We start from the raw sequence: 15873 nt of genomic DNA, 5'->3' as shown, positions 1-15873 counted from the left end.
GACCTGCAATGGGAGGCTTGAGCCGTATGAGTTGAAAGGCTCACGTACGGTTCTTAGGGGAGTTAGGGGCAGCGATGCCCCTCGCTTACCCGACTTAACTTTGCAAAATCTTAATTCAATCATCTGTATTGTACTATTTAAGGATGTAATCTTACTTAAAGATGAATTCCCGCACTCACTGATAGTCAAAAAGTAAAACAAAAATTATAATTATTTTATAAGTAAGACAATTATCAAATTGTACGAAAAAGGATGAGTATTATGCCAATTAATTCTTTTGAAAACTATCCGATGAGCTGGAAGCCATCTATTGATAAAACGAAAAAGCCTATTTATCAAGCAATCGCAGGTCAACTGGAACAAGATATTATAAACAGAGCTTTATTACCTGGAACAAAACTTCCTCCACAGCGAGAACTGGCTGATTATTTAGATTTAAATTTGAGTACCATCTCAAAAGCGTTTAAGGTGTGTGAGTTAAAGGGCTTATTAAGTGCAACTGTTGGAAGTGGTACATTTGTATCTTATGATGCGTTATCGAATGCATATTTACTTGAAGATATAAAGCCTAAGCATTTAATTGAAATGGGCGCAACACTGCCAGATAATGCTTCATACGAGCCACTACTACTTCAACTAAAAAATATGCTGCAGGAGACAGATTATGAAAAATGGTTTGGTTATGGTCGACCGGGTGATAGCCTCTGGCAAAAAGATGCAGCTGTAAAGCTAATTCGAAGAGGTGGATTTGAAACAACAGTTGATCACATTTTATTTGCAAATGGGGGGCAAAATGCCATTGCCGCCACACTGGCGAGTCTTTGTCAGCCAGGAGATCGTATTGGCGTTAATCAGCATACCTACCCGGGTTTAAAAACTGCTGCAGCGATGCTTAGTGTACAATTAGTCCCTATAAAATCAGAGAATTATGAAATGAGTCCAACTGCCTTTGAATATGCATGTAAAAATGAGAATATTAAAGGTATTTACTTGATCCCTGATTATCATAATCCAACTGCTTGTTGTATGTCTGTTGAGAACCGAAAAGCAATTGCAGCAATTGCCCAAAAGTATAATCAGTTCATTATTGAAGATGCGACGTATCATCTACACAACGATAAATCACTTCCAGCAGTGGCATCCTATGCACCAGAACAGGTTATCTATATTGCGAGTTTATCGAAATCAATAGCACCAGGGTTACGACTAGCCTATGTATCAGTGCCAAGTCGATTGAAGGAGCCAATCTCAAAGGCACTTTATAATTTAAATATATCAGTTTCCCCGTTATTAGCAGAACTGACAGCACGTATTATTGTATCGAATCAATTTGAAGTCATAATTGAGAGACATCGGGAACAAACCATTCGCAGAAATCAAGTTGTAAATCAGCATTTGGCGGACTATACGTGTTTAGGTACTGATACAGGCATTTTTCATTGGTTGCTATTACCAGGAAAGATTACAGGTGCTGAATTTGAAATATTAGCTGCACAGCAAGGGGTACAAGTGTATGCAGCAGAACGTTTTGTAGTAGGAAATAGTTGTCCAGAGAGGGCTGTAAGGGTTGCTGTCTGTGCGCCAAAAACACTTGAAGAGCTTGAACAAGGATTGATGATCCTAACACGTTTATTAAACGATTGTACATAATATTGTTCGCCATACAATTATAACATTGTATGGCTTTTTTGTACGTGTTATGATAACTCAAATCTAGTTGGATGGTTGTAAAAAGTAGAAATAGTTTTCTGAAAGGTAGGTTAGATGATGGTAAAAAAAGATCGTGTAAAAGCGTTAGAGGTCCAATCAACTTGGTTACAAGACTACTTTAATTCATCAGAAAAACAAAAAACGTTATACAAACGGACATTACTTATAGTAGGCCTTTCACAAATCTTTGGGGGTGCAGGACTCGCTGCTGGAATCACTGTAGGAGCAATCCTTGCTCAACAAATGCTTGGTACAGATGCAGTTTCAGGATTACCGACTGCTATGTTTACTCTAGGTTCAGCAGGGGCTGCTTTAGTAGTTGGAAGGCTTTCACAACGCTATGGACGTCGCTTTGGTCTAGCGACAGGTTTTATAGTAGGTGGAATTGGAGCAATTGGAGTTATTTTTGCAGCCATTATAAATAGTATTTTTCTCTTATTTGCTTCTCTTCTTATTTATGGAGCAGGAACAGCAACTAATCTACAAGCTCGTTACGCAGGTACAGACTTAGCCACTAAAAAACAACGAGCGACTGCGGTGAGTATGGCCATGGTTTTCACTACGTTTGGGGCCGTTGCAGGTCCCAATTTAGTTAATGTAATGGGGGATTTTGCGCTTTCTATTGGTGTTCCGGCACTCGCAGGACCTTTCATTTTAGCAGCAGCTGCCTATATATTAGCTGGTCTTGTATTTTATATTATGCTTCGTCCAGATCCATTACTGATAGCAAGAGCGATAGAAGCAAATAAACAAGAATGTGACAATCAAAAGAATTTAACGAATGCTGAGGAATCAACGAACAAAAAAGGAGTGGCGGTTGGGGCAACCGTTATGATCCTCACTCAAATTGTAATGGTTGCGATCATGACCATGACACCTGTACATATGAAGCATCATGGGCATGGTTTAGGTGAAGTAGGCATCGTAATTGGGTTTCATATTGGTTCTATGTATCTTCCTTCCTTATTTACAGGAATCTTAATTGATAAAATGGGACGAACGGCGATGACGATCGCTTCAGGAGTTACCCTTCTTTTAGCTGGTCTAGTAGCAGCTATGGCACCGAGTGATTCGCTGGTTCTCTTAGTTATAGCTCTTTCTTTACTTGGATTGGGGTGGAACTTAGGGCTGATTAGTGGAACAGCTCAAATTGTGGATTCCACAGAACCGTCAACACGCGCGAAAACCCAAGGTACTATAGATGTTTCGATTGCCTTAGCAGGCGCTTCAGGTGGGGCATTATCCGGAATGGTTGTTGCTCATTCAAGTTATGCCATTTTATCGTTAAGTGGAGGTATTTTATCTTTACTATTAATTCCCGTTATTATATGGGCTCGTGGGAGGAAAGAGGAACATAAAATTAAGGTCGATCAAGGACTTTAATATAAAATAATTCATGTAGTACTCCTTTAATTAAGCTAATCAAAAGGAAAAAGGACTTTAAATTTAAAGTCCTTTTTTATTTCTACCGATAAAATATTTTATGTTAACTAAAGGTGAGTGAATAGCTATACATATAATCCAATATTACAATAGAGAATAACTTCCTTAATAAAGAAGGATAACATAAAGATTTGCTTTATTTTGATTAAAGAAAGTACACTACTTTTTAATGGTATGATATACAGCCTTTGCAATAGCTTTTGCTCCATTAGCATCTGGGTGAATACCATCTAATGTAAACCATTCTGGATGACCTTTTGTGACTTCATTAATATTTACTAATTCTATTTCAAGCTCTTCAGCCAGTTCTTTGCAAGCTTCTACTATTTCATTAACCTTATCTTGTTGTATATTAAAGTTCATCGTTCCTTTTGTGTTTTCATTTATATAGTAAGGAGTTGCGGGTGTACAGAGATAGACAACTGGATCTGTTTCTAACGTCCTATAAGATTGTATAAGGCGACGATATTGCTTTTTAAATGCTTCTTTATCTATCCAATTTTGCGCTTTTGAATCATTCGTTCCAAACATGAGAACCACGATATCTGGTGAGAAGTTTAAACTGTCTTCATAGGACTGCTCCTCAATATATGGTTTATTCCCCGTCCACATAGCTGTTCGTCCACTAGAACCAAAGTTTTTCACCCGATATTTAATGCCCAACAGATGTTGTAAGGTGGAGGGATAGTTATTCTGGTCCCTGTTCGTAATTCCAGATCCGTACGTAATACTGTCCCCTATAGCCGCAACTTTTATTGCTGAAGCATTTATAAAAGTCAGCAAAATACCTCCTAAACCAACCAATATCACTAATGTTGTTAATATAATACGCGTTATTTTCTTAGTTTGTTTCATGAGTTTTCTCCCTTTACTACGGCTAGTCTTCCTATAGATTCTGAGAATGAATTTATATAAAAAATGTAGGGTGACAAAATAAATCCGCCTTGCTATGGAAGAAAGGCGGATTATTCATTTAAATGTACCTTATTATTGTTTAAGCAGATTCTTCTTTACTATCCCTAATATGTTTTATGTAAACCAACTTTATATACCATGTATATAAGTTAAAATAATTTTATGTTAAAAGAGAAAAAATAATTCAATAATTGCGCCTTAGTATGACTGGCAAAATCTTAACAAATAGCCATCGAGGTCTTGAACTATAAACTCCTTTTGAGTAAATCCACTATAACAATTTGTCATAAGATCCCTAAAAAGTGGAATGTTATGTTTCTTTAAATTTTCTAAAAGAATTTCTATATTTTCTATCTCAATTTGAAAATTAATTCCTCGACCATACGGATACTCAAGTTTACCAGTTTGCCAATGCCCATTACATTGCTCAATCATCATCTGAGCACCATTTAATGAAATAAATGCAAATTGGTCCTCTATACGTTCATAAATAAGTTGAAATCCAAGTACATCTAAGTAAAACTTTTTTGATTTCTGAATATCTTTCACTGATAGTTCTGGTATTAATTTATTAAATTCCATATGATTGCTCCTTCATTTATAGGCCTACTCTTTATCTTCTTATCCACCAATGTAACTTATAATAATTTATTATTATATACTTGTTAGATACAATAATAAATTATCCCATATAAATGAAAGCGAGAATGTATAAATGAAAATAAAGGATTATTTAGAGGTGAAGTTTCCAACTCTCGAATTAGTTCCTAGTATTTATTATCAATGGAACACTGGAATCCACTTTTCCCTTGGTAAGGATATTTATCAATTTAAAGAAAATAACGAACTAAATCTGGATCTATTTAGACTTGTATATAAACAAACTTTTACCATCTTTAATGAATTATTTGAACCAAATGATGATTTACTTCTTGTGACAAATGTATACAAGCATAAAACGGAAGGGAAATACCCAAGGAAGTTGAAGGTATACCAACCGTTTCTTAAGCATAAACGTTATTTAAATCAAATTCAGGTGAAGACATCCCCTTACCCATTCGAGGTAGATGAAGCAGAAGAATACGAGATGCAACAATTTTCACTACTATGCAAACGTAAGGATATACGTGTAAATGAATTACTAAAAGCAGCAAGTAATGAAGACTTTCCATTAAAACCAAAGTTCGGAGGTTACCCCGTTGGTTATCCTGATGTTTTCTTTGTAAACATTACAAAAGACATTATTTTCTTTGTCTACGATGACCGAGGGTGTGAACTTATCGCTCTCGATGTAGAACGAATACATCCTCTTTATAAAAAATACTACCATTGGATAGATGAAGCTGACAGACAATTCTAATTTAGATAAAGTAATATAAATATCTATGTCCCTTTATTTAAGAGGGGATATAGATGATTTACTATATAACAATTTACCCTCTTTTTTGTTGTATTTCAAACTAAATAACTAGAGGTTGGCTATTATTGGCCAATATGTACAATTTAAATTTTATAAAGACGAGAAGAGGAAGTGAAGACATTGTACCAAACGATAAAAATAAACCATTGGATTTTGGAAATTGATATTGAAGGGACTAAAAAACAATATTTAAATGATTGGGATTTATGTGGTTGTTTATATTGCTTAAACTTTTATCAGGCTATGGAATCTCTATCAGAAGTAGAGTTTCAAATTTTTAATAGATTAGGTGTTAATCCTTCAAAATGTAATCATGTTTCTCATTTTGAACCTGAAGAGAATGGATTACACTTATATATCGGCTGCTATCATATTGTAGGTATAATCTCTCCTGAATGCATTACTGAAGCCATAGGGACGGATGAAGTCATTGAAATAAGCAATACTCTAAAGATTAGTTTTTCAAATGATTTAGAATTCGTTCCTGATGGATTCACTAATCCTGTCCTTCAGCTGAATTTTGAGATAGAAGTGCCTTGGGTAATCCAAGGTCAATCTTAAAATCATTTTAACCTTAATAAATTGCATATATCTAAAAGGAATTTAAAAGAATTTAGAAAAGAGATGAATTATGGATACACGGAAACTCTTTTATGATATTTACAGAAATAATGTAACAGCAGAACAACATTATTTACCTTGGGCCCTTTGCATGCTAGAGAAGGATTATGAATCTCCATCCCTTTACATCTTAGCTTCGCTTCAAAGCCCATATAATATATTTGAAGTTGAAGATTACTTTAGACGGACTATAGAAGAATTAAAAATAACTGTCCCCTCTGAACAAGCATGTATAGATTATATGATCTATACACGACTTCAAAAGATTGTACAAGATAAAGACATGGCCATAACGGAAGCTTATGAACTGTATGATATGTTTTTCAAACTGGACTGTCCACGGGAGCTGATAGCCTGGGTTCATATAGGTGATTTGATAGATGGTTTTCAGTATGGGGGTAATGGCTTAGAAGTAACAGAGGAAGTGCTAATTCAAGAGATTATTAGAGAAGCTAAAAATCAACTAAAAAAGTATAGTCCTTGGTCGGATGAAAAATGAAGAGTTAATTTACTTCTTATAACTTAGCTTATGTAACTAAGTTTTTATATGTTATAGATTAAATGCTAAAAAGGGGGAAAGGAATTAATGGACCGTATCTTTAAATTCCTCAAAACATTTTCGAATGGAAACTATAAGGATTTTGCGAAGCAATTAGGTTTTGCATCCTGGAATGAAGTCATGGAGAGTACGTTTGAAGTCTTTCGAATCCCTCCTGATGCTTCTTATTATGCCACACGATTATCAAAGGAGACATGGATTGTTTGGAATGATGAAGGTCATCCTCCATATTCCTTTTCACAATTTGATACTTGGTATGAAGCCATTGAACATTTAAGAACAGTATTTGAGGAAGAAGGATATCCAGAGGAATTTGATACAGAGGAAGATGTCTTTAACAATGTACCTGATGAAAGTAAAAGAATCCAATAGCTAACTTCTGTTTTTGTATTTTATGCTAACTAGGTAGGCGCAGTGTTTTCATTCCGTAGAAGATTTTATATGATATTATTTTTAATAAAAAAAGGGGGGGGAAGATGTATTGCTTAGAACCAAAAGATTACGGTAAGATACATAATGTTTTAGAAGAATCATTTAAGACTCCAACATTTGCTTTTGCTATTGCCAATCATATTATTCAAGGATCGATTTACATAAATGATATTGTAAATCCATCATCAGGATTTCTTAGAACACATTCAGGCATCTATCATGTATTTGGTAAAGCAAATGATTCGATGTTTAATAAAGCTTTTCATAGCTATTTTATGGAGAATATTTATGGTAAAGAGCAACGATTTACTGTTTTTACTCCATCAACTGAATGGGAGTCTTTTTTTGATGGTACATTTAAACCTTATGTACAAAAAATGAGGCGTTCTAAGTATAAATTTGTTTCTTCAACATTTGATTCTAAATATAACCTGCCAAATTCTTATCATTTAAAAACCTTTAATCCTAATATCTTAAGGAAAAGCGACAACTTCAATGAATCATATATATTGGAGTATTGGGAAACAGAGAGTAACTTTAATAAAAATGGTTTAGGTGTTTGTATTATGGATGGAGAGAATATTGTAGCAGAATGTGTTTCCATATTTCACAGTGGGAAGACGGCTGAAATAGATATTATTACGAATCCTAACTATAGAGGGCAAGGCTTAGGAACCATAGTAGGGCAGGAGTTTATAAAGCAATGTTTAGACAAAAATGTTCTACCTGCTTGGGATTGTGATATTAATAATGAATCATCAAAAGTGTTAGCCAATAAACTAGGATTTTTTAATGAGGAGAATTATGCCTTATATGTATTAAAATGAAAAGCCCCTTTTTATAATGGGGCTTTTTTGTTTCTGCCGATAAAATCTATTATGTTAACTAAAATTGTATATGGTATACAGCATATTTAGTGCTATCTAACTTAGAAAGAAATTATTTATTTAACTTTAGATATAAAATTCCATATGAGTTTTATCTTCTTTATAATATTCCAAACGATCCTGTAACCTTCCTGTATGAAACTCAAATTTATGTCCATCAGGATCCGTAAAGTATATGGACTTTTTATCTCTTTGATCCCTTTCACGTCCAGGTAAGATATGAACATTATTTTTTATTAATATATCCTTCAGTTTTTCAAATTCACCCTCAGTTACAGTAAATGCAATATGAGTATAAGAATGATGAATTTCATTTCTTGGAATATCTTCTTCTGTGTTTAAAGCAATCCATAAGCCGTTTAAGTCAAAATAGGCTAATTTTTTTCCTTTAACCAGTAACTTTGCTTGAAGTACATTTTTATAAAAGCTTATGGATGTATCTAGATTTGAAACGGAAAAACAAATATGATTGATGCCTAACAATTCCTATTCCCCCCTTGTTTTTGGGTATATTATACAGTATTTACAGGAGGAAATATAAATTTCTTCTTATGTATGAGTGATGATAATACATTTTATGTTAACTAGGAATACGGTATACACCTCTAGATAGCTCTTAGAATCAGCTATAAATGGTCCACCTAATTTCAAAGGTTTTCCTTACATTTTGTAGAATTCTTTTTAGAAATGGAGAGAAAGAGGGTGTGAAAGTTAAGGTGAATACATTGTTAGACAAAGGATTAAATTATGTTTTAGAAAATGGAACAGATCTAGAGAAATGGCATGCAAAGCAACTTTTAAATATAAAGGAAGAACTTCCGCCTCACTGGGCATCCAAACAGAATCCCGATGGGGGCTGGAACAGTAAGGAATTTAATAACACAGTTTCTAATATGGGAAGCACGAGTGTCACTCTTATGAGATTGATATTCTTCAAGTTACAACATCTTGGTGAAATGAATATGACCGTAGATTTTTTATGGAATACTCAACAAAATGATGGCCGTTGGGGTGAAAATTCGAAACAGTATAAAGATAATCCACCTGAGTGGAATAAACCAGGAGACTTAAAAGTGGAGGTATGGGAAACAGCTAATAATCTGGCTTCTCTAAGTGCCCTTGGTTACACCAACGATAGGAGGGTTATAAAAGGAATTGAATGGGTTGAATCAAAAGAAATAGAGTCTGGGAGATTTCCTGGATATATACATACGACTCATGCTATGGCTGCTGTTAAATTCCTACAAGAAGAGTATGAAGCTAGTGAAAAATATATGGAACAATCTCATCAATTCCTGGAACAAAATAGGCATAAAGATTGGTTTGATATCATGGATGTAACGTGGCCTTTAACTTTATGGTCAAATGCCGGAGTGTCTTCCAAATACCCCATTGTAGAAGCTTATCTCTCTGAATTAATTTCAAGAAGAAATGAAGGCGGGATTTGGCGAAGTATCTATCCAAATTGCGATACTCAATATACCATTGAAGCCATTTCTTTGTTACGAAACTATAGAGAATAAAGGAACAAGTCTAATGTTCAAAAGACAGTACCTATTCATTGGTGCTGTCTTTTAAACTTATAAGGAGCTTATTAATGAATTTCCGATAATGAACATTATGGTAACTAATTATCGTTGAATTTCCCACAATAAAAACAACCCCTTTGCATCGTATTAGCAAAGGGGTTGTAATATGGGATATGTTATTAGGTTGACTAATATATATATATCCCAACTCGAAAGAGCTTTCTAATTTAAAGATATAATACTTCCTAAGGCAAGGATGTCTATATTGACAAACTCTATCATTCTATAGTTTTTAAATCTACTTTATTTGAGTTTCCGCGGAATTAGAGCCAATATTCTTATTTGTTGTACCATCATAGTAGGTACGGAAAGAGACTTCAATTTCTTCAAGTGTACGCCCCTTGGTTTCAGGCAGGAACTTTGCCATTAAGAAAATGGATATGCAACCTATTCCTGCAAACATAAGAAATGTGGATGACAATCCTATTTTTTCAAGCATAATGGGGAATAATAAACCAATTACAAAGTTTGTCATCCAAAGAAAAAATACGCTAATCCCCATACCAAAGCCTCTTAAACGTAACGGAAAAATCTCAGATAGTGAAACCCATAATACAGGCCCAATGGCTCCCTGCATAAAGGCAAGAAAGGTAACGGTTAATATCAACATCACATATGGAAGTATCTCAGATGATTTCACTGTAAATGAGAGAATTCCAATGAGTAAGAGTGTCAATGTCGTTCCTGTTAAACCGGTTAACATCATTGGACGACGTCCCACCTTACCAAGTAGCCAAATCCCAACAATAGTGGCTAACACAGAAATGACACCGTTTGCAATATTTCCGATTAAGGCTGCTGAAGTTCCAAAACCTGCTTGCCTAAGGATTTCCGTTCCATAATACATGATGGAATTGACTCCAGTAGCTTGCGTAACGAAGGAGATAGCAATACCTAAGAATATAATACGACGCATCCAAGGAACAGCGATATCCTTAAAGGATGCTTCGTCCAATCCTGACTCCGCAGCTACTGCCGTCTCAATTTCTTTAAGTTCAGCCTGTGCTTGCTCCTCTGTTCGTATCTTACGAAGAACACTTAATGCTTCCTCGTTCCTCCCCTTTTTTACAAGCCAACGTGGACTTTCGGGTACTTTCACCATTCCAAAGAATAAGAAAATGGCTGGAACAGCAGCTATAGCTAACATGTAACGCCAAACTCCTACACCTTCCATCATATTTCCAAGAATAGCATTAAAGACAAAGGCCAATAATTGTCCGCCTACAATCATTAATTCATTGCGAGTAACCATGCGCCCCCTTCGATCAGAAGGGGACATTTCAGCTATAAATGTGGGAACAGCTACGGATGCTCCACCTACGGCCATACCTAATAAGAATCGAAAAATGACCATTCCTATTACATTTGGCGAAAAAGTACACCCGATAGTCGAAACAAAGAATAAAATAGAAAGAAAAAGAATGTTTTTACGACGCCCAATTCCATCTGAGAGTCGTCCACCAAATATAGCACCTATTGCAGCACCTAGAAGAAGAATACTCGTAATAAGACCTTCTGTGTATGAAGTTAATTTAAAATCATCCGACATATAAGGCAGAGCTCCATTGATCACTCCGGTATCATAACCAAAGAGAAGTCCTCCGAAGGTCGAAACTAAAACAATCGTACTCAAAAATGACATGTGATTTTGGTTAACGGATTTATTCATGTCCATATCCCTTTCCTGTTTAATAGTATTTGATTCAGGAAAATACTAAAGATTTGTTTTAATAGAATGAAACACCTTTTTACTTAATCAAAATCTTTAGGTAGAGCTTCTTTTAATACAGAGGTCGATTTTTTTAGGGCAACAAGTGGATTCATCGTTAAGTCTTCCATTTCTAAGCTGACTGTTCCATCGTAACCAACCATACTGAGCACGGAAAAGAATTCCTTCCACCAACTAACATCATGACCATGACCTAGGGCTACATAATTCCAAGCACGATTTACGAAATTATCAATTGTTTTTGTATCCAACACACCATCTATATCAACCAGTCCTCTTTCAATGCGTGTGTCTTTAGCATGAACATGATATATAGCTGTTCCTAGGGTTCTTAATGCCTTAATAGGGTCTCCTCCCATCCACATAAGATGGCTAGGATCAAAGTTCATTCCAATCATGTCTCCAACGTGATTTCTTAACTTAAAGAGTGTTTCTGGATTGTAAACGAGTTGCGAGCCATGATTTTCTAAAGCAATTCTCTCTATGCCGTGTTCTTTTGCTCTTTTTACGTTATCTTCCCAATAAGGTAATGCGACTTCATTCCATTGCCAATTTAAGATTTCAACATTAACTGGTGGCCAACTAGTGGTAATCCAGTTTGCCGTTGTCTCTCCCGGACCCCCTCCTGGAAGTCCAGACATCATATTTATCGTTTTTACCCCTAATAGTTCTGCGAGTCTAAATGTTTTTTCTACAACGATTTGATGTTCCCGTCCTTCTTCATTTGGAGCTAACTGATTACCTGAACAATTCAGAGCTTCAATGGAGAGATTTCTTTCTTTTAAAACGCTTACAAATTTATCACGTTCGATAGAGCTTTCTAGTAAACTATCTAAATCTACATGTGGCGCCTTAGACCAATTCCCACAAGCAAATTCTAATGTATCATAGCCCAAAGATACGGCTGTATTCGCTACCTCTTCAAGAGACATAAAATCTAAACAATCTGTAACTAAACTCATTCGCATAATAAAAACTCCTTTGTCTTAGATTAATGTTTTTCCACCAGCAATTGTCATAGCAGTACCCGTAATATAGTTAGCACTCTCACTACTTAAAAACAGCATTAAATCTGCAATTTCACTAGGTTTGGCTAACCTTCCCATAGGAACTTGACTTGTTAAGAGTTCTTCATATTCTGCTGGTGCCTTACCTTCAATTGAGCTTCTTTTTTGAAAGACTTCTTGTAACATTTCGGTATCGACAAAACCAGGACAAACTGCATTTACGGAAATACCATATTGAGCTAGTTCAAGCGCAAGTACTTGGGTTAATGAATTGAGTCCAGCTTTGGAAGCACAATATGCGCCATTCCCTAGTTCTCCGACTTTTGAGGCTTGTGATGAAATAGAAACGATCTTACCGTTTTTTACCTCGTTCTTAATCATATTCCTTCCGACAGCCTTACTTAGTAAATAAACCGATTTTAAATTCACATTAAAGACTGCGTCCCATTCTGCTTCTTCGATGTCTAAGATTAATCTAGAGGTAGAGATACCAGCGCAATTTGCTAAAATATCAATCTTTGTAAAGTGTGATTCAACCTCCTTTATTGCCTCATTAATCTCTTGGGAGGAAGTTACATTGACTACGAGAGGTAATACGGTTGCTCCTAAATCTGCCATTTCTTTTGCAGTTGCTTCCACCATTTCCTTATTTAAATCCATTAATACAACATTAGCTCCTTGCTCGGCATATTTGATAGCTAATGCCTTTCCTATTCCTCTTGCAGCTCCTGTAATAATGCAAGTTTTTCCTGTTAATTTTTTCTCCATGGTGTACCATCCTTTTTTTATTATTTTCATGGAACTAATTTTACGCATACGTATGCGTAAAATAACAAAAAATATATAGAAGGTGGAATAAATTTAAAGATTTATTCCACACGATTCTCTCATAACTAAAGTAGGACTAATCTCAAGCTTTTGCTTTAAGTCAGAATCTGTTGAGTTTAGTTTTTCAATTAAACGCTTACATGTTAAGGCTGCGATTTCTTTAGTAGGCTGACATACAGTAGTAAGGTACGGTTTATAGAAGGTGCATAATTCAATATCATCAAATCCTACAACCGCCATATCTCCTGGAACATTGATACCACATTCTTTTAATGCTGATATGGCTCCCAAAGCCATCAGATCATTTTGAACAAAGATAGCTGTTATATTTTTTAGCTTCTTTATATTATCTTTTATGACTTGGTAACCTGACTGAAATGTGGTATCTCCATAAAACACCATATCCTTATCATACTGAAGGTTATGATCGCGTAAAGAGGCTTTAAATCCCTCTGTCCTTAAATCAAATTCACCACCTATATGATTGGCCGAGATAGATATTATATTTTTGTGTCCCTGTTTAAGCAAGTGATCAGTAGCTATATATCCTCCCTTAAATTGATCCACACATACAAAATCTACATCTTTTGTTTTATAAAAGGACGGAAGATACTTGCAAAAGATAAAAGGAATATCGGTTTCCTCTAAAATCGTTATGGTTTCATCATCTAAAGAGGGCTCTAAAATGATAAGTCCATCTACTTTTTTGGCTGTGATAAGTCTCTGAATGTTATTCTGTTTTGTAAATCTGTTCTCAAAAAATGAAACCATAACATCAAATTCCATTCGTTCTAAACTTTCTATTAGTTCATTCTGCCATGACCTAAAGTGCATTTCCCCTTCAAAATCAAACAAACTTTTAGGGAGAATTACACCAATCGTATACGTTTTATTGGCACTTAGACTTCTTGCATGCGCATTGAATTGAAAACCATGTTCTTGTGCAATTTTTAATACTCTCTTCTTTGTTTTCTCTGAAATCATTGAGCTGTCATTTAAACATCTCGATACGGTAGATTGACTTACATTTGCGAGTTTCGCAATATCTTTTGTAGTGATTGCCATAATAGCTTCCTGCCTCTTTTACTTTATTTTACGCATACGCATGCATAAAAACATAGACGTATTTGAAATATCCAAACTTTTCAGGATAGAATACTTCAGTATGCTAATAATATAGCATTTCTAATAACTGAAATTTAAAGATACTACTTGAAATCTCTTTATCATAAAGGTCATACTAACTTTAAATATCTTAATTTTACGCATACGTATGTGTTTTGTTTTTTAATCTTATATTATTCAGAACATTTAGTCAACATCTATTATTCATTAAACTTTATAGGAGTACTTTTTATTCAAATAAATTATTGATTATAAAAAAGAGAATGAAACAGGAAAGATAGTAATGATTTTGTACGCTTACTAAGTAAGAAAGCACAATCCATTATTAATCAACAGATCTGTGCTTTTTTACTGCTAATAACATATGTTATGTTAACTGGAAAATTACATATTATAAAGTAAAACAGAGCTTCCAAACCAAGGAGGCTCTGTTTTTTTAAAGATGTTGTTCTTTCTTAGTAAGGATCCATTAACAACATGAGTTGTTAGAAGGTGCTTTTTGATTAGATTCTGAAGGATTTTCAATTTTGTGTACTTCACTGTCTGATTTAGTATAGAAAAACTCCCATTCGTTTCCGTCAGGATCGGTTACCCAGAATTTATCTTGAACAGCATAACAGCACGTTGTATCCATTTCTTCTCGAGCAAAGAAGCCTTCTTTTTCTAATCGTGTTTTATGTGCTGTGATTTCTTCATGTGTTTCGACTTGAAAACCAAAATGATTGACTTGATTTCCTTCAACTTTGTCACGCACATTTAAGGTGAAATTCAATCCTGGTTCATCTAATAAGAATTTAGCATAGTCATCTTTCACCTTCACGGGATCTACACCAAAAACTTTTTGATAAAACCCGATGGACGCTTCTAAATTAGTAACATTAACCCCTACATGAACATATTTCATTTTTTGTTCCTCCTATTAAATCAATTTTTTTTGATGTATTAATTAAAAAAATTAAGAACATGAACAACTATCTGTATTTTCTTTTCGAAATAGGCAGCAAAGCTCTTCAGATAACACATGATTGACTTCTTTATGATTTAAATCGTAGTAACTCCATGTTCCCTTCGTTTCTTTTGTGATAAGGTTGGCATCTAACAAGATTTTCAAATGATAAGAGAGCTTGGATTGGGCCATATCGAAATGCTCCGTCAAATCACATACACAGGTCTGGCCTCTTTGACAGAGTTCATACATAATTTCAAGCCTTTTTTGGTCAGCGAGTGCTTTGAATTTTTTCTCATACTGGTCAAAAGTTTGCTTCATATCCTTTATGGTTTCCATTGTCATTCCCCTTAATCAAATTTTCTTGATGAATACATAATATCTGAAAATTCTTTGCTTTACAAGTACTAAATCAAAATAAATTGATTAATTAAACTGTTCAATTTAACTCGTCTCAGAATTTATTCCTTACATATCCAAAAATCAGTCCGTAAAAGTATACTTAAAAGGTAACAAAAGCTCAAACTCATTGTAACTCAATGAGTTTGAGCTTTTGTTACTTCCTAGAATCAACATTATGGTGCGACAAGAAGTCGCTTTTATATAGTGTGGCTCACGCCACTAGTTTAGACGCAAAAGCTATCCCTGTCCAAAACTGCGGG

The 15873-nt window shown here is 34.8% G+C and carries 17 protein-coding genes; 8 read left to right on the top strand and 9 right to left on the bottom strand.

Going from position 1 to position 15873, the window contains the following annotated elements; genetic code table 11:
• Positions 1-261 precede the first annotated feature (261 nt).
• A complete protein-coding gene (locus BM012_RS25065) occupies positions 262-1650 on the top strand; it encodes an aminotransferase-like domain-containing protein (RefSeq protein WP_061804467.1) in 1389 nt (462 codons plus the stop codon).
• Between the two features lie 114 nt (positions 1651-1764).
• A complete protein-coding gene (locus tag BM012_RS25060) occupies positions 1765-3093 on the top strand; it encodes an MFS transporter (RefSeq protein WP_113715671.1) in 1329 nt (442 codons plus the stop codon).
• A 219-nt stretch (positions 3094-3312) separates the two neighbouring features.
• Here BM012_RS25060 and BM012_RS25055 read toward each other — a convergent pair whose 3' ends face one another.
• Positions 3313-3936, bottom strand: a complete 624-nt coding sequence (locus BM012_RS25055) for a GDSL-type esterase/lipase family protein (RefSeq protein ID WP_161939308.1) — start codon at positions 3934-3936, stop codon at positions 3313-3315.
• A 330-nt stretch (positions 3937-4266) separates the two neighbouring features.
• Positions 4267-4650: a bleomycin resistance protein gene (locus tag BM012_RS25050; protein WP_061804470.1), complete on the bottom strand. Its 384-nt coding sequence runs from the start codon at positions 4648-4650 to the stop codon at positions 4267-4269.
• A 133-nt stretch (positions 4651-4783) separates the two neighbouring features.
• Here BM012_RS25050 and BM012_RS25045 point away from each other — a divergent pair, with 133 nt between their 5' ends.
• From BM012_RS25045 to BM012_RS25025, 5 genes are all read left to right on the top strand, one after another.
• Positions 4784-5428 (top strand): DUF3885 domain-containing protein, encoded by a 645-nt coding sequence (locus BM012_RS25045; protein ID WP_061804471.1) that lies wholly within the window; start codon positions 4784-4786, stop codon positions 5426-5428.
• Between the two features lie 180 nt (positions 5429-5608).
• On the top strand, positions 5609-6049 hold the full coding sequence (locus BM012_RS25040; protein WP_061804472.1) for a hypothetical protein: 441 nt from the start codon (positions 5609-5611) through the stop codon (positions 6047-6049).
• Between the two features lie 70 nt (positions 6050-6119).
• Positions 6120-6608 carry a hypothetical protein gene (locus BM012_RS25035; protein WP_019393687.1) on the top strand — a complete coding sequence of 163 codons (489 nt, stop codon included), beginning with the start codon at positions 6120-6122 and terminating at the stop codon, positions 6606-6608.
• Positions 6609-6695: 87 nt separating this feature from the next.
• Positions 6696-7040: a hypothetical protein gene (locus BM012_RS25030; protein WP_061804473.1), complete on the top strand. Its 345-nt coding sequence runs from the start codon at positions 6696-6698 to the stop codon at positions 7038-7040.
• Between the two features lie 104 nt (positions 7041-7144).
• Complete coding sequence (locus BM012_RS25025) at positions 7145-7927, top strand: GNAT family N-acetyltransferase (RefSeq protein WP_061804474.1); 783 nt, start codon at positions 7145-7147, stop codon at positions 7925-7927.
• A 126-nt stretch (positions 7928-8053) separates the two neighbouring features.
• On the opposite strand, the gene fosB is transcribed toward BM012_RS25025, so the two are convergent.
• Positions 8054-8470 carry a FosB/FosD family fosfomycin resistance bacillithiol transferase gene (gene fosB, locus BM012_RS25020; RefSeq protein ID WP_061804475.1) on the bottom strand — a complete coding sequence of 139 codons (417 nt, stop codon included), beginning with the start codon at positions 8468-8470 and terminating at the stop codon, positions 8054-8056.
• A gap of 242 nt (positions 8471-8712) precedes the next feature.
• On the opposite strand from fosB, the gene BM012_RS25015 reads away from it, so the two are divergent.
• Positions 8713-9510 (top strand): prenyltransferase/squalene oxidase repeat-containing protein, encoded by a 798-nt coding sequence (locus BM012_RS25015; protein WP_161939309.1) that lies wholly within the window; start codon positions 8713-8715, stop codon positions 9508-9510.
• A gap of 304 nt (positions 9511-9814) precedes the next feature.
• Here the strand turns inward: BM012_RS25015 and BM012_RS25010 are convergent, their stop codons facing one another.
• The 6 genes from BM012_RS25010 to BM012_RS24985 form a co-directional block, all read right to left on the bottom strand.
• Positions 9815-11245: a sugar porter family MFS transporter gene (locus BM012_RS25010; RefSeq protein WP_061804477.1), complete on the bottom strand. Its 1431-nt coding sequence runs from the start codon at positions 11243-11245 to the stop codon at positions 9815-9817.
• Positions 11246-11328: 83 nt separating this feature from the next.
• On the bottom strand, positions 11329-12273 hold the full coding sequence (locus BM012_RS25005) for a sugar phosphate isomerase/epimerase family protein (RefSeq protein WP_061804478.1): 945 nt from the start codon (positions 12271-12273) through the stop codon (positions 11329-11331).
• An 18-nt stretch (positions 12274-12291) separates the two neighbouring features.
• Positions 12292-13080: an SDR family NAD(P)-dependent oxidoreductase gene (locus BM012_RS25000; RefSeq protein WP_061804479.1), complete on the bottom strand. Its 789-nt coding sequence runs from the start codon at positions 13078-13080 to the stop codon at positions 12292-12294.
• A 93-nt stretch (positions 13081-13173) separates the two neighbouring features.
• Entirely contained in the window at positions 13174-14205 is a 1032-nt protein-coding gene (locus BM012_RS24995; protein WP_061804480.1) for a LacI family DNA-binding transcriptional regulator, read from the bottom strand.
• 529 nt (positions 14206-14734) lie between these two features.
• Positions 14735-15169, bottom strand: a complete 435-nt coding sequence (locus BM012_RS24990; protein ID WP_061804481.1) for an ArsI/CadI family heavy metal resistance metalloenzyme — start codon at positions 15167-15169, stop codon at positions 14735-14737.
• Between the two features lie 51 nt (positions 15170-15220).
• Positions 15221-15532: an ArsR/SmtB family transcription factor gene (locus tag BM012_RS24985; protein ID WP_197232356.1), complete on the bottom strand. Its 312-nt coding sequence runs from the start codon at positions 15530-15532 to the stop codon at positions 15221-15223.
• Positions 15533-15873 lie beyond the last annotated feature (341 nt).

Source organism: Priestia endophytica DSM 13796, assembly GCF_900115845.1.
Classification (GTDB): domain Bacteria; phylum Bacillota; class Bacilli; order Bacillales; family Bacillaceae_H; genus Bacillus_I; species Bacillus_I endophytica.
The sequence above is the reverse complement of the archived record's forward strand: the minus strand, read 5'-3'. Positions and strand labels throughout refer to the sequence as shown.